Origin of the sequence: Brevibacillus brevis, from assembly GCF_022026395.1 — a bacterium.
In the GTDB taxonomy this organism is placed as follows: Bacteria; Bacillota; Bacilli; order Brevibacillales; family Brevibacillaceae; genus Brevibacillus.
Genome location: NZ_CP041767.1, coordinates 1095066 through 1120000, shown reverse-complemented (window position 1 = coordinate 1120000; position 24935 = coordinate 1095066). Strand labels below are relative to the sequence as shown.

The window sequence follows — 24935 nt, the reverse complement described above, 5'->3', positions numbered from 1 at the left end:
ACCCGCAGACAGCTCTGCTACAATCGGGGTTCGGTGAGAAGCCCCGGTACGGACCGCTTGTTTTTCCTCGGCAGCGATCACTTTCGCTTGCTGGATTTCGTAGCCCTCTTTTTCGACGACCAGGACACCCGTATCTGCTTTTCGCTCAAAAGAATAAGGGTATAGCTTTTCCAATGGATCCAACGGGACATAGCGTGTGCCGTCTACCTCTTTCACCGGAACGAGTAAATCCACAGGTTTTTTGTTCAGATAGGCGACAACTTCTCCGCTCTCCATCCGAAGCACCTTATCCTTCGTGGTGACAATAACGGAACGTGTTGGCTCATCCCAAAAAATCGCAGAATCAATGTTTTCCTTAATGAAATCAAAGGGCAGCAATATTTGCTCTGACTCCAATAAATACGTGGACTCTTTTCGCGAGCCTTCGTATACAATTACATTTTTATCACCGTCATACGGCTGCACATGCTCAGTCGAGGCACGGAGTACAAAAAACCAGTAAATGCTGCCGAAGATGGCCAACAAGAAAAAGCTCAACAAAATCAGCCTGCCAAAAGCCCTTCGTTTTCTTCGTCTTGGTCGCAGAGCTCTACCTGACTCCCTGCTCATAATCTCCACCTGCTTCCCGGTACATAAGCCTGTCTTCTGACTTGGGCTGTATGATTTGACTCATTATTCCGATCATAGCGTTGGTTCAATCCATTCACAACCTTTTGTATTCTGGTAATTCACGGACAAGCTTCCTACCAAGAAGAAGACGTACGAGAAGCCAAAAGGTTACAGATATCGACAGAAAGGGGTATGTCCCCCAAAAACAAACACCTCCTGCATCACCGGGATTATCCGATTCAAGCAGGAGGTGCTCATCCATCCAATACATTCTTAGTGGGGATTCTTTTGACAGGAATCACAAACGCCATAAACTTCCATACGATGTCCGGTTACTTTGAAGCCGATGTCTTTGGAAGCAGCTACTTCTGCATCCCGCAAATACGGAAAGTGGAAGTCCCTGATTGCACCACAGGAAGAACAGATCGCGTGATAATGATCTTCTTCCACATTGGCATCAAATCGGCTGGACGCATCCCCGTAAGTGAGCTCTGTAACCAATCCAGCATCTTTAAAGACTCGTAGATTGTTATAAATCGTTGCAACGCTCATATTCGGGAATTTGCCTTCAAGGGCTTTATATATTTCGTCAGCCGTCGGGTGAGTCATCGTTTCCAGCAAATAGGTCAAAATTGCATGGCGCTGAGGTGTCATGCGAACCCCGGTATTCTTCAGGATTTCAACAGCTTTTTCCACACGTTGTACCATCTTGTTACACCCCACAGTCTTTCGCAAGACAAAAGAACAAGCTTCTCTAATGTCATTGATTAGAATTACTATAAATAAGTGTACGTCTAGTCGGCGAAAACTGTCAATATCCATTCAGCCGATTTGAACAGAAAGAAGTGGAAAATCAAGTTTATCCCTTTGCTTTTGCTGGCTTTTTAGTTGCAGGTTTTTTGGCCTTTTTGGCTTCCGCCTGTGCAAACTTACACATGGATTGAAGGGTACAGCTACCGCATTGCGGATTGCGCGACGAACATACACGTCTGCCGTGCCAGATTAGCCAATGATGCGCATCCGTCCACTTCTCTTTTGGAATGCGCTTCATGAGCTGACGCTCCACTTCATCCACATTGTCGCTATTCGCAAGACCTAACCGGTTTCCTACGCGGAATACATGCGTATCCACCGCGATCGCAGGAATCCCGAATGCATTGGACAAAACGACATTTGCAGTCTTTCTCCCTACTCCCGGCAATGCTTCGAGCTCGGCGTGCGTTTGTGGAACTTCGCTATTGTATTTTTCGTACAAGATTCTACAGGTCTCTAAAATGTTTTTACTCTTATTCTTATACAACCCGAGCCCTTTTATATGCTCTTCCATTTCTTCCTGTGTCAAATGAAGGTAATGCTCCGGCTGGTTTAGCTGCTGGAACATGGGTGCGGTAATCTCATTCACCCGTTTATCTGTACATTGGGCCGAAAGAATGGTCGCAATGAGAAGTTCAAACGGGGTTGTATAATTCAATTCACAGTGCGCATCCGGATAAAGCTGCTGCAAATTATCCAAAATGTCGGCAACAGGTACTTTGCGTTGTGCCATAAATATATCCCCCTTTTCCCTACATTATACCGCCTTGGTCAACACAGTGATCGATAGCACCGTAGACTACAACTGTTGTACAATGAGTCTGGAAGTATTTAACGGGAGGAGGTTTTCCATGAAAGTATTCCTGACTGGTGCCACAGGTTTTGTTGGACGGGGTATACTCGAGCGCTTGCAGGCAGAAGGATATGAGACGGTTTGCCTCACCAGAGCTGGTTCAACAGGTAAGCTTCCCTACAACGAAACCGCCAATCCACATATAACGGAGGCGACTGGCGATCTATTTGATAAAGAATCATTGATGAGAGCGATGCAAGGCTGCGATGCTGTCATCCACCTCGTCGGAATTATTCGCGAACAACCGGGGAAAGACATTCACTTCTCTCGTATCCATGTAGAGGGTACAAAAAATGTACTAGAGGCCGCCAAGCAAGCTGGAATCAAGCGCTTTGTCCATATGAGTGCTCTTGGCGCACGCGAAAACGCCACGAGCGCCTATCACCGAACCAAATATGAAGCGGAGCAGCTTGTGCAAACAAGCGGTATTCCGTACGTCATTTTCCGTCCATCTGTCATTTTTGGTCCTGGGGATGAATTCGTGAACATGCTCGCCGATCTGGTCCGGTTACCTGTCACACCGGTCATTGGCGATGGCTCCTACCCTTTACAGCCAGTCGCTCGCAAGACAGTGGCAGATGTATTCGTCCAAGCCTTGAGCAGACCCGAATCAACCAATCAAATTTACGAAACAGGTGGGCCCGAACCACTCTCCTACGGGCAAATCCTAGATAAGATTGGCGAGGCAATCGGAAAACGGAAGGTCAATAAAATTCACATTCCCCTTGCTTTCATGAAGCCTGTGGTAAATATAATGGAGAGATTTCCATTCTTCCCGATTACCAACACGCAGCTCACTATGCTGCTAGAAGGAAACGCATGTAAGGACGGAAAGCTTCTCTACGATACTTTTCACACAGAGAAAATCGACTTTCTTCCGGGAATCTCCACTTACCTGCGTGCCTAATAAAAAGTTGAAGCCCCCTGCTTAATCCCAGGGGGCTTTTTCCTATTCGTGGAGCGTTTTTTCAACTGCACTTGTCTCTTTATTTATATGACGAGCCACAACGAACAGATAATCGGACAATCGGTTGAGGTATTTGACCACAGACGGGTTTACCTGCTCCTGCTGTGCCACATGAACTGCTTTGCGCTCTGCACGTCTGACGACCGTACGCGAAACATGGAAGGCAGCCGCTGCTGGATGTCCGCCAGGCAAAATAAAATTGGTGAGCGGAGGCAACTTTGCATCTAGCATATCAATTTGCTCTTCCAGAAAAGTAACATCCTCTTCTGCAATTGGCCAACCTACCTTCTTGCCTTCTGGCGTCGCCAGCTCAGCTCCTACATGGAACAGCTTTGTCTGAATGACATGGAAGACATCCTGCAATTCCTTCCACTCTTCTGTCGCAGGCAACAGAGCCAGTGCCAATCCAATCTGCGAGTTTGCTTCATCGCATGTACCGTACGCCTCTACACGGTCCGCAAACTTAGGCACGCGGACACCTGCAACCAGCGACGTCTCACCTTTATCCCCTGACTTTGTATAAATCTTCATTCCATATCCCCTCCACAGGTTCCGTTTACAAAGGTTCTGCGACCAGAATCAATTCTGAGCTATTTGCGTCAAAAGGTGTCTTTGCAAAAGAACCGTATCGTTGTGTGACCTTCAAGCCGTTTAAACGAAGCAGGTGATGGAGCTCCGCAGGGAATATGTAGCGGAGAGTAAATCGACCTTTCACCCGTTCCGTCACAACTCCCTGTGCATCCGTACGCTCGTATATGCGTGTCACTTCGGACAGTTGCTGAAAATGGTCATAGCGGGTGTAATCCCACATCGCAACCTCTTCTCCTGACGGGAGTGGGTAGGTGCCACGCAAGGACATTTTTTCATTTTCCTCGTAAAAATGATGAATCTTGGGCACAAACACGTTCATGATGAACTTCCCGCCTGGAGCCAGATGCTTGCGAATGCAGGTCAATGCCTTCATTTGCTCTTGAACATGCAACAGATGCAAAAACGACCGAAAAGGAATCATAATCAGCGAAAATGACTCTTGCAGATCAAAGGCGCGCATATCCCCTTGCAATAGCCTCAAGCCGGATGTCACACCTTGTTCCTCTGCTTTTGCCTGAGCCCTCGCCAGCATATCCTGGGAAAGGTCAATTCCGGTAACGTCGATGCCAGCCTGCGCCATCGGAATGCTGATTCTTCCGGTGCCGCAAGCAAGATCCAGCACTTTTCCGCCTGCTTGCTTGGCTTGCTCCAGATAGAAGTCAACATCACCCGCGACACCGCGCTGCGTGAGATCATAGTAGTCAGCCCATTGATACATATTGCTCATACGGCCCTCCTATGCTTGCATTTCTTCTGATTGAAGGTAGGCCATCACGAGCTTCGCCGTGTTGTCGAGCGCTTCTTTATGTGTACGTTCATGAGAGTGGGATGCATCTACTCCCGGTCCGATCAAACCATGGACAACGTCATATCCTGCTCTCAGCGCAGCACTTGCGTCGGAACCATAGTAGGGATAAATGTCCACTTGGTAGTTCAGACCGTTCGCTTGTGCGAGCTTGGTCAGATGGCTGCGCAATCCGTAGTGGTAAGGTCCAGTGGAATCCTTCGCACAAATGGACACGCAATACTCATCTGTCGTCTGTCCGTCCCCAATCGCGCCCATATCGACAGCCAGGTACTCCACCACGTTATCAGGGATGCTGGAATTGCCGCCATAGCCGATCTCTTCATTATTGCTGATAAAAAAGTGCGTGGTGTAAGGCAGCTTCACGCCGGATTCACTCAGCTCCTTCAGAACCCCCAAGAGCACAGCTACGCTTGCTTTATCATCAATGTGGCGGGACTTGATAAAGCCGCTATCCGTTACCGTCACCCGCGGATCAAAGGAGACGAAATCTCCGACGGAAATCCCAAGCGCAAGGACTTGCTCCTTGTTTGTGACTTTTTCATCCAGTCGGACTTCCATGTTCGCCTCATTGCGCTCAGCTTTCCCCGCTTCTGAGCTGTATACATGCACGGAAGCTTTGGTGGACAAAATGGTACCGGTTACAAGACGACCGCTACTAGTCTCTACAACGCAGTGCTCTCCTTCAATCGCATTGAATGCAAAGCCGCCGATCAAAGTCAGCTTCAAGCGCCCGTTGCTCTTTATTTCTTTTACCATCGCGCCCAGTGTATCGACGTGAGCGGTCAAGAGTCTTGCCTTTTCGTTATGGGCCCCCGCTACTGTTGCAACGAGTGCCCCTTTGTTTGTCCGTTTATAGGAAACGCCAAGCTTTTCTAATTCTTGTGCAACCCAGGCCATTACTTTTTCCGTATTGCCGGATGGACTTGGGATGTTCGCCAATTGGCAAAAGCTTTGTACAACATATTCCGTGGATACACTCATCTGTTTTCCTCCATTCGCCCATTGCGAAATAAACGTTAGGATTGAAGCTCTTCCTTAATAAATTGAAGCACTTCCTGCACATGTCCTTTGACTTTTACTTTTAGCCATACTTTTGCGATGTTGCCTTCTTTGTCGATGACGAACGTCGTGCGTTCAATGCCCATGTACTCTCGTCCGTACATTTTTTTCAACACCCACACGCCATAAGCCTCTGCCACTTGGTGATCTGGATCTGCCAGAAGCGGAAAAGGCAATTCGTGCTTCGCGATAAATTTATCATGCGATTTCACAGAATCCGGACTGATTCCGAGAACAACTGTATTCAGCTCGGCAAAGCCTGAATGGAAGTCACGGAAGTCGCATGCTTCTGTGGTACATGTTGGCGTTTGGTCCTTCGGATAAAAATAAAGCACTACATTTTGACCATGAAATTGGGAAAGTGAGAGGGTCTGATTATTGCTCGCCTGCAAAGTAAATGCAGGTGCAGCTTGTCCTACTGCCGTCAAACTTTTCCCTCCTCTCGATAATATCCTGTTTTCGCTGGTCCCATTTTACCACAATCTAGTAGTCACTTCATCCGCATACAAGTTGCGCTTTGATTCAGAAAAGGATAGAATTAAAAAAAATAAAATTTTGCCTAGTCAGTTGGATGGTGAATTCGCATGAAAGAGTTTTTTGAAGTAACAGATCCAGAAGCGCTAAAATCGCTTGCTATAGCGGAACGGGTTAAAATTTTGGAACTCTTTGAAGATTTGGAGCCCAGAACGGCCAAACAAATCGCTACAGAACTAGGCGAAAATGCAGCACGGCTACATTACCATGTGAAAGAGCTCGTGCGTGTTGGACTGCTCGAGCAAGTGGATACCCGGGTAAAAGGCTCCATTGTGGAGAAATATTATGAGCCTGTTGCCAAGGTCATTCAGGTCAAGCTTCAATTGATGATTGAAGAAAACGCTCAACAATTAAGTGATGTCATGTTTACTCCGTTTCGTACTACGGAAAAGGACCTCATGCGAACGCTCAATCGCTTCGTCGCAAGCGACCAGGATGTTCGGAAGGAATACAAAAATACGTTCGCTTTTAATTTGACTGAATTTTATTTGAGTCAAGAAGAACGTAATCAATTTGTGGAAGACATCTCTGAGCTGTTGCAAAAGTACAAAGGGTTCAAAAAGGAATCTGGCCGTCGAAAATTCAAGTTTTTCGACATCTTGTTCCCATTGACTCCGGCTGATCCAACAGATGATTCAGATGATCCTTTTGATGATTCGGATGAGTAAGTCACCAAGAAAACCATCAGATACGATGGTTTTCTTTCATTTTCTAATCAAAGGAGGACTCCAATGCGGACGATCTTGTTTGATTTCGACGGCACAGTTGCCGATACCCTCCCCTTGATCTTCACCGCTTTTCGCTCCACCTTTCAGCAGTTTTTACAAGAGCATTATACGGACGAGCAGATTGTAGCTCTCTTTGGCCCCACAGAGACAGGCATCTTGCAAAGCAAGCTTCCCCCACATGCGCATGACAACGCCTTCGCACATTTTTATCGTGTATACACAGATGAACACTCCCGCGTACAAAATCCGGAAAATATCCGAATGATGCTCGACGAACTTCACGCAGCCGATATCCAAATGGGAATCGTAACAGGAAAAGGACGAAAAAGCGCTGACATCTCCCTTCGAGAATGGGGATTAGATTCGTATTTTTCCGTCGTGATTACAGGGGATGAGGTCACACATCCAAAGCCTCATCCAGAAGGTATTTTTACTGCTATGAAACAGCTAGGCGCAACTCCTGCGGAAACCATTTTCGTAGGTGACAGTGATGCTGATGTTTTGGCTGGTCGTGCCGCTGGTTTGCGAACAGTCGGTGTGGATTGGCTTTTGGTTACACAAAAGTCGGGAAAATTCGATCCCGAGCCTGACTACCACTTTACGGATGTGCAAGCTTTTACCGATTGGATTCTCGGACGCTAGTTGAAAAAAGGGTGTGCCCCTGCCGCAAAAGCGTGGACACACCCTTTTTTGATTAATACGCCCGTCCGAACCAGACACTATGCTGTGACTCTTTGCCGCAGCAAAGGCAAACTTTCTTTTGTACAGGAGGCTCAAACGGGATGTTGCGAGAGGTGAACTTGGTTTCTTCCTTGATCTTCGATTCACAAGCGTCATCCCCACACCAGCCAGCTAACACCCATCCGCTCGTTTTGTTTTCGCTCTCGTTTTTGGCAATATGAGCGGATAGCTGCTCCAGTGTGTCGATCCCCAGATGTGAGTTTTCATCACGGAATGCTAGTGCTTTTTGGAACATATTTTGCTGAATCTCTTCCAACAGTTGAACAACGGTCTGCGCGATACCTTCAAGTGAGACCGTCACCTTCTCCCCTGTATCGCGTCGAGCCAAAATCACTTGACCATTTTCCACGTCACGGGGGCCGAGCTCCAGACGCAGAGGAACCCCGCGCATTTCCCACTCATTGAACTTCCAGCCTGGTGTTTCTTCGCGAAGATCAGCACGGACACGCACTCCTGCGGCCTTGATTTCGTCAAAGAGCGGATCAAACGCCTCCATGACTTTCTCGCGCAGCTTCATCGGACCGACCGGGATCATAATCACCTGCGTCGGAGCCATGCGAGGCGGCAACACGAGACCGCGGTCATCGCCATGCACCATGATCATCGAACCAATCAGTCTCGTAGAGGTGCCCCATGATGTGGTGTGAACGTACTTGAACTGATTGTCGCGATCCAAAAACTTGATTTCAAAACCGCGCGCGAATTTATCGCCCAAATAGTGCGAGGTGCCCGCCTGCACTGCTTTGCCATCCTTCATCATCGCTTCAATGGAATACGTGTCAACAGCACCCGCAAAGCGTTCACTTGGTGTTTTTTGTCCCTTCCAAACCGGAATGGCCAGCTCCTGCTCAACGACCTCTCGGTAAATTTCCAGCATTTGCATCGTTTCCTGACGAGCTTCCTCCTCTGTCGCATGTGCCGTGTGGCCTTCTTGCCAGAGAAATTCCGATGTCCGCAAGAACGGCATTGTCCGCTTCTCCCAGCGAAACACGTTTGCCCACTGATTGATTAATACAGGCAGGTCCCGATAGCTCTGAATCCATTGGCTGTACATATGCCCGATGATCGTCTCGGAGGTTGGACGTAGTGCGAGCTTTTCCTCTAGCGGCTCGCCCCCAGCCTCTGTTACCCAAGGCAGCTCTGGATTGAAGCCCTCGATATGCTCTTTTTCTTTTTGAAAGAAGGACTCGGGGATCAGCATCGGGAAATAGGCATTGCGATGCCCTGTCTCCTTGAAGCGCTTATTCATCGCCTCTTGAATTCGCTCCCATAGCTCAAAGCCATCCGGCTTGAAAACGATGCAGCCGCGCACCGGCGTGTAGTCCATCAAATCCGCCTTTTTGATGGCATCGATGTACCAACGCGAAAAATCCTCCGATTGCGGTGTAATTTCTTTTACAAACGCTTTGTCCTCTTTCATCCGTCTACGCTCCTTTTTGTTCTTACGTAAAATGCAAAAAATCCCCCATCCCAAAAAGGGACGGAGGATTAACTTCCGCGGTACCACCCTGATTGACCATAGCAATACGCCATAGTCCTCTCGATAACCCGATAACGGTGGGCATCCGGCTAAGCTCTTCACCAGCGGCTTCAGGATGGGATGCAGTTATCCTTTACGTATCAGCCTTCCAGACTAGGGCCGACTCTCTGTAACGTGGGAATATCTGCGGGTCCTTTCATAGCCTTTTGAAACTTTCTATTAAGTTAACATATTAGCGAGTCATGTCGTGGTTGTCAATTGTTGGTACGCGCAGCGATTCTGGAGCCGAGCTTCACGTAGATCGGATACGCGACCACTGAAATCATAACACCTTTGAAGAGATTGAACGGCACGATTCCGTACAGAACCAATGACCAGATGCTTGTCGCGTTGAACATAGTCAAGAGCTGTTCAATCGGCATTTGATAAAGCACAGCGTACGCAGGCAACAGCACATATGCATTTGCCACAGCCATTACGATCGTCATCAAAACCGTCCCCAGAGCGAGACCAGTCAGGAAGCCTTTTTTGCCTTGGCCCAGACGCTGCATGTAGACAGCCGCAAAAATAAAGCTTGATCCTGCTACGACGTTTGCGAGTTCACCGATCAAAAGGCCATCTGTATTTTTGAAGAGCATGTGCAGTGTATTTTTCAGTACCTCGATAATAATGCCAGCTACAGGTCCGTACATGAGTCCCCCGATCAATGCCGGGAGTGTGCTGAAGTCGAGCTTCAAAAAGCTTGGCATCAGTGGTACGGGAACCTCGAGATACTGCAGAATAAATGCAACGGCCGCCAGCATGGGAATCGTCACCAGCTTTTGGGTTGCACGTGTGCGCGAAGAATGCAGCGCTGTTTCTTTCATGTTTACCATCTCCTCATTTTTCTACTCCTTCTTGAGGAATGGCAACAGTCGTTGTATGCTCACACGTCTTGTTACACAAACAGAATAAACCCTGTGGCTATGTTCCACAGGGCATTTGCAAGCGTATGACAAAACCATGCGCAAATAAAAGGTACAAGAAACAAGAGGGCTGGCCTCTACGTTCTCATCCCGTTTGCACAGGTAAACAAGCACGTGTGATAAACGTACTGTCGTCATCCTTCTCCCATCCAGACTGTACTGTCGGCTCTGGAATCACACCAGATCCTGCACTCCGTCGCAACTTTACGCTCGGGAGGCTCGCGGGCTTAACATGCGTAAAGCATGATCACCGCCGGTCGGGAATTTCACCCTGCCCCGAAGGAATGTGTAGTTGTATACAGCATATTATACTGCTGTTTTTTGATTTGACAATAGAGGAAACTGCCAAAGCGACACTTCTTATTTATTTTTCCGATGTGTTTAGTGCGAATAGCGAATAAAAAAGACACTTGCTAACTAGAGAGCACATTATGCTATCATTCGCTTGCACAATAGAATCGGCTCCTCAAGGGTGGTCGCGGCTCATCCCCATAGAAAGGGGGGAGATCGGCTTGGTTGTTACCTTGACCAAAAAGAAATAGACCGCCCTTGAGTTGACAGCTCTGCGGTCTATTTCGCGACATAGTATTGAGCCGCACCCCTTTGCGGGAAGCGCCTATTGTACCGACCGTTCCGGTTGCAGCCGGGATGGTCTTTTTTTACCTCACAACGACTTCGGATTATAAATCATCAAGAACCCGCTCCCCGATACTTCGTGACTCCCCAGTTCCAAACCAACAGCCCAATCCCGAAGAAAATAACAGCCACTACCGGCGTCATTGCCGCATATGTGTACCAAACTTCCTTGCGCAAAAAGTAAGCCGCAGGATAAACACCTACGAAAGCAAACGGCAGCACGTAGGTGAGCACAAAGCGAATAGCCTTGTTGTACACGTCTACCGGATAGCGCCCGTATTGCTGGATGTTGTATATCATCGGGGCAATCCCTGTCCGCGAGTCGGAAAAGAAGCTAACAGCAGCAATCGCGGTATACACGCCACCGTAAATCAGTGCCCCGCTGATCGAGAGCCCGATAAAGATGAACACGTCGTACCAGTAAAACGACAAATCGAGTTGAATGGCAGCATACCCCATGATGATGATCCCGGTTATGACGCCAAAAATGCGGTCTGGCGCAATCGACTCGAGGCACACCTGCGCCAGATTGTGGATCGGTCTCGTCAGGATGCGATCCATCTCGCCCCGGATGATGTACCGTTCGTTGAAGTCCCAAAAACCGAAGAACATCGAGAATAATGCGTATGGAACCAAAAAGAACCCATAGATAAAGATAATCTCGTCACGCGTCCAATCCCCCATCAGCGGAACATGGGTGAACACAACAACAATAAAGACAAGATTGATCAACTCAGAAACCAGATTGGACACAAAATCCCCGAGAAAATCTGTTCGGTAGGCAAGTCTCGTCTTGAAGTACTGGCTCAGGTAGTCGGCAAAAATACTGAAAATATGTCTCATGTCTTGCATGCTCTACCCTCCTTGCACAACCAGCTTGTTGCGGGCAAGACGCCACATCACCAAGATGGGAACCAGTATGACAAACATCCAAATCACCTGAAAACCGATCAATTCCCAAGAGCGTTCCGTTGTAATCGCACCTGTGAAGATTAAGCTCGGATAGTAGTTGACCGCCTGAAATGGAAGATACCCCATTACCGTTTGCGCCCAACCGGGGAAAAAGCTGATCGGCAGCACGAGACCAGACAACAGATCCACCACGACCCGCTTGGCTCGCATCATGCCATCGTTTCGGAACAGGAAGAAAGTAAGCAAGCCTGTCACCAGATTGATTTGTGTATTGATCAAAAACGCACACATCAAGCTGATCAAATACAGTCCCCACCCAGTTGCTGTCGCAGGGAAGCTGAACGGAATGATCAGACTGATAAGGAAAATGCCTGGACCCGCGAAAAAGAGAAAACGAAAGATCCCTTCCCCAAAAGCCTGCGCCGTTTTCACGGACAAGTAATTATAAGGGCGTATCATTTCAATCGCGACCTTGCCTTCTCGGACGTCCTGGGCTATTTCCGTATCGATGTTGTTAAAATAAAACGCCCGCGACATCCAAGCAATCGCAACATAGGAAGTCATCTGTTCCACCGTAAGCCCGCCCAGCTGCTGCTGACCTCCGTAGATCGCTCCCCATAAAAAGTAGTATGCACCGATGTTGATCGCGTAGATAATGATCCCGCTGTAATAGTTCACACGATAGGCAAGCATCGTCAAAAACCTCATGCGGATGAGTTCCATATAAAGCTTACGCATGGCTTCTTACCTCTTGGTCTGAGGAATAAATGTTGCGAACGATATCCTCTGTGCTCGTCTCCTCGATTTTCACGTCGCTGACTTCAAAGGAGGACATGACCGTCGACAACACAAAGGGCAACATTTCTTGACTTCGCGCTACTTTTACACTGAGGGTAAAGTCATTGATTTGCTCGATCTCACAAGGCATCTCGCCCAATGCCTGACGAAGATCTGCTGCTGAAGTGCGCTTTTTCATTTGGAAGGACACTTCTGTGCCATTGCCCCATTTTTCCTTGAGGTCATTCAGTAGACCATCGAAGATCAGCTTTCCTTTGTCCATGACAAGCACCCGTTTACAGAGTGCTTCGATGTCTGACACATCGTGAGTCGTCAACAAGATCGTCATATTTTCCGTCTCGTTCAGATTGCGGAGAAACTCACGGATTTTTTGCTTAACGAGGACATCGAGTCCAACTGTCGGTTCATCGAGAAACAGCAGGCGTGGCTTATGAATCAACGAAGCAGCCACTTCACAGCGCATCCGCTGTCCGAGACTCAGCTTGCGCACTGGCTGACTGACGAACGGTGAAATTTCCAGCTCCTCAATCAAACGCTCCAGCCATTTTTCTCCTTCTACTTCGTTAACCTTATAAACGCTTTTCAACAGGCGGAAGGACTCTAGCGGAGATAAGTCCCACCAAAGCTGAGAGCGCTGCCCGAAAACAACTCCGATGGATCGAACGTACTCTTCCCGCTGCTTGAAAGGCACATAGCCGTTGATGACGATTTCGCCATCGCTCGGGGTCAAGATACCCGTCAGCATCTTGATCGTGGTTGATTTTCCGGCACCATTTTCCCCAATCAGCGCGAACATTTCCCCTTCCCCTACTGTAAAGGAAAGGTCATCCACCGCTTTTACTGTCTTGTACTCTCGACTGAACAAATCACGAAAAGCACCACCAAGGCCCGGTCTGGACTGATGAATGCGGAAATCCTTTTGTAAATGATTTACCTGAATCATGGAAAACCGTCCTTTTTTCTTCGCTTAAATACCATTTGTAGTGTATATGAGCCAATCGAATTGTGCAAAAGGCAAACTGCACCAAACTGTTATTGAAGATAAAGAATCATGCCCGTTTTGTCGTCTGACTTTTTAAAGCGGATATAGTGGATGCATTCGGGATCATTGTTTTCCAGAGCGATCAGCTCGTCTGTATAACGTTGCAGCCCTTTATGTACAATCGGCAGCACCGTTTCTTCCCACTTTGGCTGTGCTCCACCTATAGCTCTCGGCATGAAAAGACCATCCGTTACCAGCACCAATGCCTTCACGCCAACTCGATTCATGCGTCCATACTCGATAAAATCCCGACAGGCAACATCGCCATTCAACACGCCGTAGCCTCCTGGTCCATTCGCCTGATAGCGGTTATGGATCAGGATGTCCATACATCGTTCGTACAGCTCTGTTCGGGTACACGATCCTTCGTTGATTCCTTCTTCCCACTTCGCCAAGGCGGCCTGTTCCAAATGGCTGACTTGCGTGTGAGTCAGGGGTCTTACCATCTCATCATCATAAACGGCAAATATCATGCAATCACCCAACTGCGCATACTCGATATGGGCATCTCCTACACGAACGACTGCACAGGCCGCTCCCCATAATGCTTCCTTTTTCTCAAGATTGATGCCACTTTGCCGCATCTGCTCCTGAAGGGTTTCGTTTATCGTCCCCAAATAATTGTGCAAAGCTGCATCCTCCGGCATTGCTTCCAACTGCTTTTTTACAAGGTCAGCCGCGATAGCTCCTCCTGTCTGCCCTGCTTCGTTCTCATACGGGATCAGCGACGTAGTGCCATCGATGACCGCATACACATGCTTGACCTGCTGAATCACATAGGCGTCCTCATTGCTTTTGCCGCTTCCTTTCATGGAGATGCACTCAAGTTTCATGATGACCACGCCTTTACCCTTGGAGTGATTTGCTTGAAAATTGTATCATTTTTCCTTTCCTTCATCTATAGCTCTCCGTTCATATCCACTTGTTGAACAGCTGTGGTAAGATAATGAAGGACTTTTTCCAAAAGAGGTAGTTCCAAAAGAAAAGAGGGAATATGCATGAAACGTGAACGATCCGCGCAACTGCACGAGCAAGCACTCGACGTCATTCTAGGCGGGGTAAACAGCCCTTCCCGCTCTTTCAAGGCCGTAGGCGGGGGAGCACCCGTAACGATGGAACGTGCCCAGGGCGCGTATTTCTGGGACGTGGACGGCAATCGATATATTGACTATTTAGCAGCATATGGTCCCATCATTACTGGCCATGCACATCCACATGTGACCAAAGCGATTTGCGAAGCGGCTGCCTATGGAACCCTGTACGGTACGCCTACTCCATGGGAAATTACCTTTGCAAACATGATCCGCGAAGCAATCCCTTCGATGGAGCGCATTCGCTTCAACAATTCCGGTACAGAAGCAGTCATGACCTGCATTCGTGTAGCACGTGCCTATACCGGACGTGTCAAAATCATCAAATTTGCAGGCTGCTACCACGGCCACTCTGATTTGGTGCTCGTTGCTGCCGGCTCGGGGCCATCTACTCTGGGGATTCCAGACAGTGCAGGTATTCCGCAAAGCATTGCCAGCGAAGTCATTACCGTCCCTTTTAATAATATCGAAGCATTCGCAGAAGCTATGAGCAAATGGGGAAGCGAAACGGCTTGCGTCCTCGTTGAACCGATTGTCGGCAACTTCGGTATCGTGGCACCTGAGCCTGGCTTCCTGAAAGAGGTTAACCGCATTACGCACGAAGCTGGCGCCCTTGTCGTCTACGATGAAGTGATCACGGCCTTCCGCTTCTGCTATGGCGGCGCACAAAACCTCCTCGGAGTCGAGCCTGATCTGACTGCATTGGGCAAAATTATCGGTGGCGGTCTGCCAATCGGCGCTTATGGAGGTCGTCGGGAAATCATGGAGCAAGTCGCCCCACTCGGCCCTGCGTATCAAGCAGGAACAATGGCTGGTAATCCTGCTTCTATCCGTGCGGGTATTGCCTGCCTGGAAGTATTGAAGCAGCCGGGCGTGTACGATGAATTCGAACGACTTGGCGCTATGCTGGCGAACGGAATCATCGAAGCGGCAAACAAACACGGCGTGACCATTCAGCTCAATCGTGTAAAAGGGGCATTGGCTGTTTACTTTACGGACGAGCCTGTTCATGATTACGATGCAGCTCAGAAAGCGAATGGAGAAATTTTTGCCCGCTTCTTCCAGCTGATGCTGAATGAAGGTGTATGCCTGGCTCCATCCAAATATGAAGCTTGGTTCGTGACGACAGCTCATACAGAAGAAGACATTCAATACACCATCTCGGCTGTAGACCGCGCCTTTTCTCAGCTGTAAACCATTCCCACGTCCTTTCGTATCCGTCCGAGGAAATAATAAGCCTGTTCGCGATTATGTTTTCGAGGAGGATATCCCGGTGTCCAAAGGTGAAAAATCATATCCGCAGGCTCCTGAAAAGACGTTGGATTCCAAAATGAGCAGTAAGATGCTCGAAGTGAAGGGCTTTCAAAACCCGCGAAAAACCGAGCATCATAAAACTCAAAATCACGACAGATGAGCATCAAAACAGACACATTCCCAATCATACTGACGAGGAATGTGTCTGTTTTTTCGCATGCGGCAACATTGTCAATAATGGTCAGAGATTGTACAATAAAATAGTGAAACTGTCATAGGACTTATTCGTATACATGAATATGGGACAGAATGAAGTAGTAAGGTTACATGTATGGCTTAGCAACATTTCGTTTTCATAGATTACAATGAGGAGTGAGTGTGGAATGTTTTTCCATCCTATGGATTTCCTGATTCTGATTGCATTCGGACTGTCGCTCTGGGCACAGTTCCGTGTGAAAGGAACTTTTAACAAATTCGCCGAAGTTCCTACCTCCTCCGGTCTTACCGGTGCAGAGGCAGCCCGTCGCATGCTCGATGCGAACGGCTTGACGAACGTTCCTGTTCAACATATCCCAGGTACATTGACTGACCACTACGACCCGACTGACCGTGTCGTACGCCTGTCTGATCCCGTATACTTCGGCAACTCGATTGCCTCTCTGTCCGTTGCTTGTCACGAGGTAGGCCATGCGATTCAGCACAAGGTCTCGTACCCGATGCTAGTAGCACGCCATCGCATTTTCCCGGTAGTCAACCTGGTGTCCGGTGTGGCGCCATTGCTGCTGTTGGCTGGTTTCTTCTTCAAAATGGCTGGACTCCTGCTCATCGGGATTATCTTCTTCTCCGGAGCAGTTGCCTTCCAGCTCGTCACACTACCTGTCGAGTTTAACGCAAGCAGCCGCGCGAAAGAACTGATGCTCAAAATGGGCTTCATCCGGAATGAAGAAGAACGTGGCGCAAGCAAAGTACTGGGCGCAGCCGCTCTGACGTACGTAGCTGCCGCTCTGATCTCTGTTCTGGAGTTGGCGAAATACATCATGATTTTCCGAAGCTCTGACGACTAATCCGTTAAACGAAACGGCAAAGGTACAGCTCCCTCATATGGGAGGCTGTACCTTTTTTCATGAGGCTACGTTACAATAAGGCGGGGGGTTTTGCACATGCGAATTGGAATCATTGGATTAGGCAGTATGGGACAAATGCTGGTGAAATCACTCTGTAAAAGCGGTGTGATCCAGCCCGAGCAAATAACCGTCTTCAATCGAACAAGAGAAAAGGCTGAAAATCTGCAAGCATCACATGGCATTCTCATAGCCGAAAGTGCGCAAGAGGTGTGCGATCAGGCAAAGCTGGTCTTTCTCTGCACAAAACCACTGGATATCCTGCCTGTACTGCGTGAGTTGTCGATCCCCAAAAGTGTACATATCGTTTCAGTAGCAGCAGGTGTTAGCATCGATGATTTGGAATCCGTCCATACAGGTGCCGTAAGCAAGGTAATTCCTACAGTCACTTCGCAAGAGCTGCATGGTGTGTCTCTGTTTACATGCAGCAGTCGAACAAGTGCAGAGGATCGCAATGAGCTTCTCGCTCTCCTGTCTTCCATTAGTCAATCACAGGAAGTATCCGAGGTCGAGATCGAAACAGCGACGATTCTCACCAGCAGCGCACCAGGACTGATCGCAGGGATTCTTGATTCCTTCGCGCAGGCAGCCGTTCGCAAAACACCGGAGCTTGACTTGGATACTGCAAGAAGCATGCTGGTGGAAACGATGCTGGGAACCGCTCTTTTGCTCAAAAACGAACAGCTTAGCTTTGACCAGCTGATCGAGCGTGTTGCTACCAAAGGTGGCATTACCGAGGAAGGCTTGCGTGTGCTTGACAAGACGCTTCCTTCAGGGTTTGACGAGTTGTTTGCCATGACAGAATCCAAGCACGCTGCTTTGAAGATACTTGTTCAACAACAAATAAAAGCATAAATCGCGGATAGGAGAACAACACGATGATCATCGGTTGGATTGGTTTGGGTAACATGGGTATACCAATGGCTAGCAATCTGCTGGCTGCAGGCTACGACGTACGTGTCTGGAATCGTACGCCGGGAAAAGCTGCACCATTAGTGGCATTGGGTGCGAAAGAGACTGCGACTTTGTCTGAGCTCGTGGCACAAAGCGATGTACTTTTTACCATGGTTAGTGATGATGATGCTGTAAAAGCAATCTATACAGGCTCAGATGGCCTCTTGCGTCTTCCTGTGCAAGGAAAGCTGGCGGTGGACATGAGCACTATTTCCCCGGATACTTCCCGTTTTCTTGCCGAGCAAGCCAAACAAGCTGGGCTGCGCTTTCTCGATGCGCCTGTCTCTGGCAGTGTAGGACCTGCAAAAGAAGGGAAGCTCGTCATCATGGTAGGCGGCGAGAAGGCGGATTATGAGGTAGTCAAGCCGATGCTGGACAAGCTAGGCAAAGCAGCCTTTTATTTGGGCCCAAACGGTGCTGGCACGTCTGCCAAGCTGGCGATCAATCTGTTGCTTGGCATTACGGTACAAGGTGTCTCAGAGACATTGCTGTTCGCACGCTCTCTCGGCATTGGCACAGAACAGATGCTGGACATCATTTCCGAGAGCGCCGTGGGAACCCCGTTAATTCGCGGAAAAGCAGCCTCGATTCTCGCTGACGACTATCCGGCTGCCTTTGCGCTGAAGCATATGGCCAAGGACCTTCGATTAGCGCATGAAGCAGGCGTTTCTACACCATTGGCGGAATCCGTCAATGCCACCTATCGCCATGCACTGGAATCAGGACTGGGAGAGCTCGATTTGATGGCGATCCTGCGTCACCTTGGCGGAAAATAAGCATAGTGCCTTGACTGACCCAATATAAGTGAAACAGCGGCTACCTAAGACCTGAAAAAGAAAGTCTTGGAATGGCCGCTGTTTTTTGTATTCCACGGAGAGCATACGCCTATGTTTGACATATATTGCTTACAAAAGGAGGAGTAGGCTATGCATCATCCCAATTTTCCGTATATACAATACAGTCATCGGCTCCCAGTATATGCTGGTAAGTCCTTTCGCTATGATTATGATGATGGCAATATATTTATCATCGATTTCTTTGACGCTACTCACCGGCATGATGTCGGGATTGCTGGGATGCATAAAGGATTCAATGGTTACTATACATTCAACTACGTGGAGATAGCCCCTTGCGTATACTTTATGTATTGGCTGGAAGAAGTCTATACGGTCAGCCAAGTTGCTGATTTTCATAAGATGCTGGTCTATACCCATTATACCTATGATGCACAGGGTGTTCGAATAAGTCTGTTCCATTCTGGTACCATTACCGAACTAGACAGCTCCACCTCCTAATGCTTCACCAACGCTTCAAACTGTCGGATCATTTTATCCAGTTCTGTCACAGATTGCGTCAGCCTGTCCATATCGCCCAGTGTCGTTTCGGCAACAGCGCGCACTTCCTCTGAGCCAGCCGATGTTTCCTCAGAAAGAGCCGTTACTTCTAAAACGGCATCGACCATTTGCCTAGACAGCTTGGCCTGTTCATCCATCCGCTGTTTAATATCGTCAATGGAGGCAACGGTCTGTTGTACCCGCTCCACGGAATCTCCTAACGTTTCGCCAGTCTGCCCGACGATTCTGACACCCTCCTTAATCACTCCATGCCCTTCCTCTGAACGCTTCATGAACTGGTAGATTTGCGACTGGATGTTATCAATAATCCCTTGAATGTCTTGCGTCGAATCGGCTGTCTGCTGAGCCAGCTTGCGAATTTCATCAGCTACCACCGCAAATCCCCTGCCCGCTTCACCCGCTCTCGCTGCTTCGATCGCTGCATTTAACGACAATAGTTTCGTTTGGTTGGAAATCGACGAAATCATGGTAGAGATTTGCCCGATTCGCTCTGATTGGCCATGCAACTCAGTCATAGACTCCATGCTCTGGTTCATCAGATTTTGAACCATATTCATTTTGGCTGACGCCTGTAATACAGCTTCCTTGCCTTCCTGAAAAGCATCGGAAAAATATTCGGCCCGACATTGCTTCCGTAAGCACTTTGGCTAATAGTTTGGCTCTGGTAGACAACTCCGGCACCCAACGCAAGGAAAGCCAGACTGGCATAGCGATCAAATGTTTTACTCATGGCTGTTCTCCCTCCCTGTTGAAAATCTGTTGCGAGGCGAGTGAAAGAGAGAAGAGGTCTTGCCCCTTCCCTCTGTGTCCCGCTTTATTTATGAATCCCGATCGCCTTCAACAGTTCCTCGATCTGTTTATCCTGCTCGTCCAGGAATGCTTTGAAATCCTTCGAGTTCTTGTAATCGCCCTCTACGCCATCCGCCTTCAACAATTGCTTCCATTCTTCTTTTTCACTCAATGCCTTGAAGGTTTTATCCCAGTATGCGACCTCGGCTTCTCCCATCTCTTTTGGACCCAATACGCCACGCCAGATCGTAAATTCCGCATCCAGACCAAGTTCCTTCATAGTCGGCACGTCGCTCAAAATACCGCCAAGACGCTCAGGCGAAGTCACGGCCAACACGCGGATTTTTTTCGCTTCCAAATAAGGCAGTACCAGCGATACAGGCTTGGCCGCAGCTTGTGCATGGTTGCCGAGCAGCGCGGTGATCGATTCTCCACCACCCTCATACGCGACATACTTGACCCTTTTCGGATCAAGACCGTACTTGTAGATCGGAAGCATTGCAATCACATGGTCCATGCTGCCCGGTGAGGAACCGCCAGCGATTGTCACCTGTGTAGGGTCTGCCTTGATGTCATCCAAGAGAGACTTGAGATCCTTGTACTTGGAATCAGCAGGCACGGAGATCGCGCCGTAATCTCGCGTTAACTGCGCCAGCGGAGTTGTATCTTTGTAGCCGTATGGACTATTTCCCTCTTTTTTGTGGTTGTTCAAAAGCACTGGCGGTGAATTCACCAGCAGCTTGTACGGGTTTTTGGTTTCTTTGGTGGCATATTCCGCCATGTAGACGCTGCCTCCCCCGCCAGGTCTATTTTCGACCAGGACGGTTTTTGTTACCAATTTCGTGTCAGCCAAACCTTTTGCCAGAAGTCTTGCCGTTTTATCCAAACCACCGCCTGCCCCGTTGGGAGCAACGAGCGTGATCGCTTTTTCCGGATAGTTGGATGCAGCTGCGGTCGCTTGACCTTTTCCAGTCTCCTTGGTCCCGCCACAAGCAGCCAAACTGACCGTCAGTGCTGTAGACAAAACAGCCAACATCCATTTTTTCGTTCTTCTTTGCATGACAATTCCTCCTACTGTTTCGTTTAGTAAAACGCTTACATTATTCTGTGAGTGGCAAAGCCCGTAATGGGTATTTCGCCACTGCACAGACTTTCTTCATTTCCTTAAATAAAGGCAGAATAATCAGTTATTTATTACGTAAGACGGATACGGGCACATGTGCATAGCCCTCCATCAGCCTACGGGCTGTTCTTCCATTGGCTGCCCGACTCACAATCCAGTTAGTTCCATGCTGTTCCACTGTAGACTCTACATAGATCACTCCTGACGGATGCCCAATGCGAATTCCTTTGTTTTGTGTGGCGACCACTTCATTCGGAATAGTTCCCGGGATTTTCGCCGCCGCTGCCACTGCAATGGCTCCGCTTACTGCATAAGCACGATGAAGACTCCCCATAGAAATGTAGCGTGAAACCAGATCGATCTCATTCTCTTCAATTCTGCGATGAACGGAAGTGCTATACACTTGAGGCGGAGCAATCATCGCAATCTTTGGCAGTGCATGTGACGATGGCGATACTCTCTCTCTGTCTTCTGGCTGAATCATTCCGATTAAAATGCCCGCCTCGACTCGAATTGCTTCTAATGTGGACATGAGCCCTTTATTGTTGTTGACCTCAGCTTGCAGCTCTGTTCCCTGCACGCCCACATCCTCTGCTCGCACAAACACCACAACGTTGGCGCAATCGATGATCGACACTTTGAACTGACCTCCATCTTGCAAGCGGATCGTATCGGTAGCATGTCCGGTAGGCAGTGTCTTCCCTGTAAAGGTACCGCCGGAGTTGAGAAAATTGATCATGATTTTTGCTGATGAGCCGGGTACACCGTCGATGACAAAGTCTCCTTCGTACTCGATTTGCCCATCCTTCACAGGAATTTCGGCCACGATCATCTTTTTGATATTGGTGTTGTAAATGCGTACGTAGGTAACCGGCTCCTGTAACAGCACATATCCTTCCTCTGCTGCATACAAGCCGACTGCCGTGACAAAGTTACCGCATGTAACGTTGTAATCGATGACCTTTTTCTCCAGGCTGACCTGACCAAATGTGTAGTCAATATGCGCATCAGGCTGAAGGGACGGTCCGACTATGGCGAGCTTGCTGGATAGCGAGGTGCCTCCGCCCAATCCATCGATCTGCGTACTGTCAGGACTCCCATACAAGCGTAAAATGACTTCATCACGCAGCTTTGGATCTGAAGGAAGGTCCGATCTACGTAAAAGCAATCCCTTGCTGGTGCCCCCCCTCATGATCACGGTTGGGATTTTGTGAACTTGGCCAAAATCGTACATCTGCTGCCTCCATGAATGTTTTTTTGATTCTGTGCCATTAAGGTACCACATCCGTGAATATAAAAAGAAATACGAATGTTTTATCATTTTCCATAAATTTTTTGTACGATTCATTCAATTGCTACTACAATAAAGGTACAAAACCAAAGCGTGCAGGGAGAGTGAAAATGACGTGGACGAAAAGGATTGGCTGCTCTTGAAAACACTCTATGAGCAACAAAATATGACCAAAACAGCGGAGGTTTTGTATGTATCCCAGCCCTCGCTCAGCTATCGCATTCAGCAGCTAGAGAAAGAGTTCGGGATTACGATCATGCATCGGGGCAGGAGAGGCGTGGAGTTCACCCCGCAGGGCGAGTATTTGGTGAAGTATGCGATTGAGATGCTCCAGCAGTTGCAGCGGACAAAAGAATTTCTGTTAAGCATGGACAATAAAATATCAGGCACATTAAAAATCGGCACAGCGAGCAGCCTGGCCCGCTACAAGTTACCGCATATCTTAAAGCAATTCCATACACAATACCCGGACGTGGAGTTCAAAGTAACATCGAGCCGCAGCTCAGAACTGACGAACTCCGTGTACAAACAGGATGTGCATATCGGGTTCATCCGCGGAGATTACAACTGGCCGGAGGAAAAGCATCTCATCATGACAGAAAACATCTGGATTGTATCCAAGCGGGAGATTTCGCTTCCTGAGCTGCCTGGGCTCCCCAGGATCATGTACAAAACGGATATCTCGCTAGAAAACTTGTTTGACAACTGGTGGAAGGAGACGTTTTCCAAGCCGCCATCGATCACGATGGAAGTGGATCACATGGAGACGTGCAAGGAGATGGTCTTGAGTGGATTTGGCTATGCGATCATCCCGCAGATTGTCCTGACGGGCAGTGAAGACTTTTACCGGATTCAATTGCGGACGAAGCACGGAGAGCCGATCTTGCGCAAATCGTGGATGATCTATCGGAAGGAATCGATGCAAATCTCTTTGTTAAAAGCATTTGTTGATTTTATTAAAGAGAGGAAGCTGATGTAACTACTGCGATAAGTTTTTTTTATGGAAATAGATAAAAAATACATATACCTTCTTATGATCAAGAAGCATATCATCAAAAAAGGCTGCCTTACCAGTAGAAAAGTCTACGGATAAGACAGCCTGCTCGTGTTTTAATCTACGGTAACCCCACTGGAATGCTCCGTCTGCTTTTTTTGCAAGCGCAACGCAAAAAGGAAAGCGATGAGTAACAATCCAGCAGAGACATAATAAACAGCCCGGACTCCCTGCCATTCAGCGATAGCACCCATCACCAAGGCAGAAGCTCCAAAAACGAGTAAATCAATCGTACCTTTTGCTGACAGGACATAGGGCAGTGCCGATTCCTCCGTCTCTTGTTGCAAAAGAGTCTGCTTGCTTACATGCACCATTTCCAAAAACGGGCCCAGCGCAAAGGAAAACAACAGTGCCACCAGAGCGTTCGTACTGCTACCAAAACAAAAGGTAAAAAAACCGACTCCAATCGTACCGCAAACGATCCAGCGAAATAAATGGCGACGCATCCGCTCCGCATACATCAATAGCAGCGTCCCACCCGCAATAGCTCCAAGCATGTAACCGGCATTGATATAGCCCCACCATGCTTCTCCTTGTCCAAGCACATCGAGGACAAATGGCAGCATAATCGCAGCGATCCACACACCCCCGGACAAGCCGATCACAACATCCATTGCGACCAGCAATCGCAGTACAGGCACATCGCGAATGGTTTTCCATCCAGTGAGCCAGTCTGTTGCCGCCCTGGCCCCCTGTTCTTCGCTCAGCTTTTCCTTCGCCGGTGCAATGCCTGTCATCGCGATCGTTGCCACTACATAGGCACCAACCGTTCCCCACAGAACGATACTTGCTCCCAACCAAGAAACGAGTAATCCTCCTGCGGCCCAGCCTGCAAAATGAACGGTTTGATCCGAGGTGGCAAGCAGCCCATTCGCTCGCATGAGATCTTCTCGTCCGACCAACTGCGGCACCATGGCATTGCGTGCAGGGTTTGCCCAGCCATCCATAAAGGCGATGGCTGACCCCAATCCGAACAACAGCCAGATCCACTCTCCCTGCTCTCCTACACCGCTGCTGACGGCTAAGGAGGCTCCAGCCAAAAGTATCGTCTTCAAGCCTTGCGACAGCACGAGCATGCCCGTCAACGACAATCGCTGAAACACCAGCGGTGCCAACAAGCTGCTCACAGACTGCGATGCCACAATGACAACCGGTATAAACGACGTGTACATGACAGAGCCAGTTGCAGCGTAAATGACCGAAATAAACGCAACAATATAAAATACATCCCCAAGGTTGGCCAATGTCTGACCCGCCCAGAGGCAAATAAAGCGTCGATGCCACATGAAGCGCACCCTCCTGTCGGTTCAGGACCAGCCTATACGTCGTCCTGATGGAATATGAAGTTATTCACACCGACTCGCCAT

At 48.6% G+C, this 24935-nt stretch carries 26 protein-coding genes, 1 pseudogene and 1 riboswitch (1 of these 28 only partly in view); of the genes and pseudogenes, 9 read left to right on the top strand and 18 right to left on the bottom strand.

Translation table 11 applies throughout. The features are described 5' to 3' along the window. The 3 genes from FO446_RS05710 to nth all read right to left on the bottom strand — a co-directional run. Positions 1-609 carry the start of a glycosyl hydrolase family 18 protein gene (locus tag FO446_RS05710; RefSeq protein ID WP_232774604.1) on the bottom strand. 1125 nt of this gene lie to the left of the window's left edge, so 609 of the gene's 1734 nt are visible here — the first part of the coding sequence; its start codon is at positions 607-609; its stop codon lies beyond the left edge, outside the window. Between the two features lie 273 nt (positions 610-882). Then, on the bottom strand, positions 883-1317 hold the full coding sequence (gene perR / locus FO446_RS05705; protein ID WP_047073745.1) for a peroxide-responsive transcriptional repressor PerR: 435 nt from the start codon (positions 1315-1317) through the stop codon (positions 883-885). Between the two features lie 151 nt (positions 1318-1468). After that, on the bottom strand, positions 1469-2155 hold the full coding sequence (gene nth / locus FO446_RS05700) for an endonuclease III (RefSeq protein ID WP_047073743.1): 687 nt from the start codon (positions 2153-2155) through the stop codon (positions 1469-1471). A gap of 118 nt (positions 2156-2273) precedes the next feature. On the opposite strand from nth, the gene FO446_RS05695 reads away from it, so the two are divergent. Then, the gene (locus FO446_RS05695; RefSeq protein ID WP_173611426.1) at positions 2274-3182 is read left to right on the top strand and encodes a complex I NDUFA9 subunit family protein; all 909 of its coding nucleotides are present in this window, start codon (positions 2274-2276) and stop codon (positions 3180-3182) included. A 42-nt stretch (positions 3183-3224) separates the two neighbouring features. On the opposite strand, the gene FO446_RS05690 is transcribed toward FO446_RS05695, so the two are convergent. Genes FO446_RS05690 through bcp form a run of 4 tightly spaced genes read right to left on the bottom strand, consistent with a single transcriptional unit; the run spans position 3225 to position 6128 of the window. Next, positions 3225-3773: a cob(I)yrinic acid a,c-diamide adenosyltransferase gene (locus FO446_RS05690; RefSeq protein WP_007728750.1), complete on the bottom strand. Its 549-nt coding sequence runs from the start codon at positions 3771-3773 to the stop codon at positions 3225-3227. A gap of 25 nt (positions 3774-3798) precedes the next feature. Further along, positions 3799-4560, bottom strand: a complete 762-nt coding sequence (locus tag FO446_RS05685; RefSeq protein WP_237900077.1) for a class I SAM-dependent methyltransferase — start codon at positions 4558-4560, stop codon at positions 3799-3801. A 9-nt stretch (positions 4561-4569) separates the two neighbouring features. Next, positions 4570-5622: a M42 family metallopeptidase gene (locus FO446_RS05680; RefSeq protein WP_237900076.1), complete on the bottom strand. Its 1053-nt coding sequence runs from the start codon at positions 5620-5622 to the stop codon at positions 4570-4572. Between the two features lie 35 nt (positions 5623-5657). Further along, positions 5658-6128 (bottom strand): thioredoxin-dependent thiol peroxidase, encoded by a 471-nt coding sequence (gene bcp, locus FO446_RS05675; RefSeq protein ID WP_237900075.1) that lies wholly within the window; start codon positions 6126-6128, stop codon positions 5658-5660. Between the two features lie 156 nt (positions 6129-6284). Here bcp and FO446_RS05670 point away from each other — a divergent pair, with 156 nt between their 5' ends. Continuing rightward, the gene (locus FO446_RS05670) at positions 6285-6902 is read left to right on the top strand and encodes a winged helix-turn-helix domain-containing protein (RefSeq protein WP_173611422.1); all 618 of its coding nucleotides are present in this window, start codon (positions 6285-6287) and stop codon (positions 6900-6902) included. A gap of 63 nt (positions 6903-6965) precedes the next feature. Then, entirely contained in the window at positions 6966-7604 is a 639-nt protein-coding gene (locus FO446_RS05665) for an HAD family hydrolase (protein ID WP_173611421.1), read from the top strand. A gap of 52 nt (positions 7605-7656) precedes the next feature. On the opposite strand, the gene proS is transcribed toward FO446_RS05665, so the two are convergent. The 6 genes from proS to FO446_RS05635 all read right to left on the bottom strand — a co-directional run bounded on the left by proS (position 7657) and on the right by FO446_RS05635 (position 14369). Continuing rightward, positions 7657-9123 carry a proline--tRNA ligase gene (gene proS / locus FO446_RS05660; RefSeq protein ID WP_173611420.1) on the bottom strand — a complete coding sequence of 489 codons (1467 nt, stop codon included), beginning with the start codon at positions 9121-9123 and terminating at the stop codon, positions 7657-7659. A 314-nt stretch (positions 9124-9437) separates the two neighbouring features. Next, positions 9438-10049: an ECF transporter S component gene (locus FO446_RS05655; protein ID WP_173611419.1), complete on the bottom strand. Its 612-nt coding sequence runs from the start codon at positions 10047-10049 to the stop codon at positions 9438-9440. 232 nt (positions 10050-10281) lie between these two features. Further along, positions 10282-10436, bottom strand: a riboswitch (FMN riboswitch). Between the two features lie 402 nt (positions 10437-10838). Further along, positions 10839-11636: an ABC transporter permease gene (locus FO446_RS05650; RefSeq protein WP_370646715.1), complete on the bottom strand. Its 798-nt coding sequence runs from the start codon at positions 11634-11636 to the stop codon at positions 10839-10841. A 3-nt stretch (positions 11637-11639) separates the two neighbouring features. Then, complete coding sequence (locus FO446_RS05645) at positions 11640-12434, bottom strand: ABC transporter permease (protein WP_007729824.1); 795 nt, start codon at positions 12432-12434, stop codon at positions 11640-11642. Continuing rightward, a complete protein-coding gene (locus FO446_RS05640) occupies positions 12427-13437 on the bottom strand; it encodes an ABC transporter ATP-binding protein (RefSeq protein WP_237900074.1) in 1011 nt (336 codons plus the stop codon). Before FO446_RS05640 ends, FO446_RS05645 begins: the two co-directional genes overlap by 8 nt. A gap of 89 nt (positions 13438-13526) precedes the next feature. After that, entirely contained in the window at positions 13527-14369 is an 843-nt protein-coding gene (locus FO446_RS05635) for a protein phosphatase 2C domain-containing protein (protein ID WP_237900072.1), read from the bottom strand. Between the two features lie 165 nt (positions 14370-14534). On the opposite strand from FO446_RS05635, the gene FO446_RS05630 reads away from it, so the two are divergent. The 5 genes from FO446_RS05630 to FO446_RS05610 all read left to right on the top strand — a co-directional run bounded on the left by FO446_RS05630 (position 14535) and on the right by FO446_RS05610 (position 19251). After that, entirely contained in the window at positions 14535-15821 is a 1287-nt protein-coding gene (locus FO446_RS05630) for a glutamate-1-semialdehyde 2,1-aminomutase (RefSeq protein WP_330873242.1), read from the top strand. A gap of 443 nt (positions 15822-16264) precedes the next feature. Next, a complete protein-coding gene (locus FO446_RS05625; RefSeq protein ID WP_048031441.1) occupies positions 16265-16945 on the top strand; it encodes a zinc metallopeptidase in 681 nt (226 codons plus the stop codon). A 96-nt stretch (positions 16946-17041) separates the two neighbouring features. Then, on the top strand, positions 17042-17857 hold the full coding sequence (locus tag FO446_RS05620) for a pyrroline-5-carboxylate reductase family protein (protein ID WP_237900071.1): 816 nt from the start codon (positions 17042-17044) through the stop codon (positions 17855-17857). Between the two features lie 23 nt (positions 17858-17880). After that, on the top strand, positions 17881-18732 hold the full coding sequence (locus FO446_RS05615) for an NAD(P)-dependent oxidoreductase (protein ID WP_221869237.1): 852 nt from the start codon (positions 17881-17883) through the stop codon (positions 18730-18732). 150 nt (positions 18733-18882) lie between these two features. Further along, entirely contained in the window at positions 18883-19251 is a 369-nt protein-coding gene (locus FO446_RS05610) for a MoaF-related domain-containing protein (protein WP_237900068.1), read from the top strand. Here FO446_RS05610 and FO446_RS05605 read toward each other — a convergent pair. The 4 genes and pseudogenes from FO446_RS05605 to FO446_RS05590 form a co-directional block, all read right to left on the bottom strand. Further along, positions 19248-19868: a methyl-accepting chemotaxis protein gene (locus tag FO446_RS05605; protein ID WP_330873241.1), complete on the bottom strand. Its 621-nt coding sequence runs from the start codon at positions 19866-19868 to the stop codon at positions 19248-19250. The two genes, FO446_RS05610 and FO446_RS05605, sit on opposite strands and share 4 nt — an antisense overlap. A gap of 44 nt (positions 19869-19912) precedes the next feature. Continuing rightward, positions 19913-20041, bottom strand: a pseudogene (locus FO446_RS05600) (tripartite tricarboxylate transporter TctB family protein); the annotation flags it as partial. A gap of 84 nt (positions 20042-20125) precedes the next feature. After that, a complete protein-coding gene (locus FO446_RS05595) occupies positions 20126-21160 on the bottom strand; it encodes a Bug family tripartite tricarboxylate transporter substrate binding protein (RefSeq protein WP_173611411.1) in 1035 nt (344 codons plus the stop codon). 127 nt (positions 21161-21287) lie between these two features. Further along, on the bottom strand, positions 21288-22457 hold the full coding sequence (locus FO446_RS05590; RefSeq protein WP_237900067.1) for a 2-methylaconitate cis-trans isomerase PrpF family protein: 1170 nt from the start codon (positions 22455-22457) through the stop codon (positions 21288-21290). Between the two features lie 172 nt (positions 22458-22629). Here FO446_RS05590 and FO446_RS05585 point away from each other — a divergent pair, with 172 nt between their 5' ends. Further along, on the top strand, positions 22630-23493 hold the full coding sequence (locus FO446_RS05585; RefSeq protein ID WP_221869241.1) for a LysR family transcriptional regulator: 864 nt from the start codon (positions 22630-22632) through the stop codon (positions 23491-23493). Between the two features lie 131 nt (positions 23494-23624). Here FO446_RS05585 and FO446_RS05580 read toward each other — a convergent pair whose 3' ends face one another. Beyond that, positions 23625-24854 (bottom strand): MFS transporter, encoded by a 1230-nt coding sequence (locus tag FO446_RS05580; protein ID WP_221869242.1) that lies wholly within the window; start codon positions 24852-24854, stop codon positions 23625-23627. Positions 24855-24935: the final 81 nt, after the last annotated feature.

Excerpts from the sequence above, each read along its gene's own strand:
- perR (WP_047073745.1), bottom strand. The coding sequence starts at position 1,317 with ATGGTACAACGTGTGGAAAAAGCTGTTGAAATCCTGAAGAATACCGGG.
- FO446_RS05595 (WP_173611411.1), bottom strand. The coding sequence starts at position 21,160 with ATGCAAAGAAGAACGAAAAAATGGATGTTGGCTGTTTTGTCTACAGCA.
- FO446_RS05670 (WP_173611422.1), top strand. The coding sequence starts at position 6,285 with ATGAAAGAGTTTTTTGAAGTAACAGATCCAGAAGCGCTAAAATCGCTT.
- FO446_RS05590 (WP_237900067.1), bottom strand. The coding sequence starts at position 22,457 with ATGTACGATTTTGGCCAAGTTCACAAAATCCCAACCGTGATCATGAGG.
- FO446_RS05635 (WP_237900072.1), bottom strand. The coding sequence starts at position 14,369 with ATGAAACTTGAGTGCATCTCCATGAAAGGAAGCGGCAAAAGCAATGAG.
- FO446_RS05645 (WP_007729824.1), bottom strand. The coding sequence starts at position 12,434 with ATGCGTAAGCTTTATATGGAACTCATCCGCATGAGGTTTTTGACGATG.
- FO446_RS05615 (WP_221869237.1), top strand. The coding sequence starts at position 17,881 with ATGATCATCGGTTGGATTGGTTTGGGTAACATGGGTATACCAATGGCT.
- FO446_RS05605 (WP_330873241.1), bottom strand. The coding sequence starts at position 19,868 with ATGAATATGGTTCAAAATCTGATGAACCAGAGCATGGAGTCTATGACT.
- FO446_RS05695 (WP_173611426.1), top strand. The coding sequence starts at position 2,274 with ATGAAAGTATTCCTGACTGGTGCCACAGGTTTTGTTGGACGGGGTATA.
- FO446_RS05640 (WP_237900074.1), bottom strand. The coding sequence starts at position 13,437 with ATGATTCAGGTAAATCATTTACAAAAGGATTTCCGCATTCATCAGTCC.
- FO446_RS05655 (WP_173611419.1), bottom strand. The coding sequence starts at position 10,049 with ATGAAAGAAACAGCGCTGCATTCTTCGCGCACACGTGCAACCCAAAAG.
- FO446_RS05680 (WP_237900076.1), bottom strand. The coding sequence starts at position 5,622 with ATGAGTGTATCCACGGAATATGTTGTACAAAGCTTTTGCCAATTGGCG.
- FO446_RS05580 (WP_221869242.1), bottom strand. The coding sequence starts at position 24,854 with ATGTGGCATCGACGCTTTATTTGCCTCTGGGCGGGTCAGACATTGGCC.
- FO446_RS05650 (WP_370646715.1), bottom strand. The coding sequence starts at position 11,636 with ATGCAAGACATGAGACATATTTTCAGTATTTTTGCCGACTACCTGAGC.
- FO446_RS05610 (WP_237900068.1), top strand. The coding sequence starts at position 18,883 with ATGCATCATCCCAATTTTCCGTATATACAATACAGTCATCGGCTCCCA.
- FO446_RS05620 (WP_237900071.1), top strand. The coding sequence starts at position 17,042 with ATGCGAATTGGAATCATTGGATTAGGCAGTATGGGACAAATGCTGGTG.
- FO446_RS05665 (WP_173611421.1), top strand. The coding sequence starts at position 6,966 with ATGCGGACGATCTTGTTTGATTTCGACGGCACAGTTGCCGATACCCTC.
- FO446_RS05690 (WP_007728750.1), bottom strand. The coding sequence starts at position 3,773 with ATGAAGATTTATACAAAGTCAGGGGATAAAGGTGAGACGTCGCTGGTT.
- FO446_RS05630 (WP_330873242.1), top strand. The coding sequence starts at position 14,535 with ATGAAACGTGAACGATCCGCGCAACTGCACGAGCAAGCACTCGACGTC.
- nth (WP_047073743.1), bottom strand. The coding sequence starts at position 2,155 with ATGGCACAACGCAAAGTACCTGTTGCCGACATTTTGGATAATTTGCAG.
- proS (WP_173611420.1), bottom strand. The coding sequence starts at position 9,123 with ATGAAAGAGGACAAAGCGTTTGTAAAAGAAATTACACCGCAATCGGAG.
- FO446_RS05685 (WP_237900077.1), bottom strand. The coding sequence starts at position 4,560 with ATGAGCAATATGTATCAATGGGCTGACTACTATGATCTCACGCAGCGC.
- FO446_RS05625 (WP_048031441.1), top strand. The coding sequence starts at position 16,265 with ATGTTTTTCCATCCTATGGATTTCCTGATTCTGATTGCATTCGGACTG.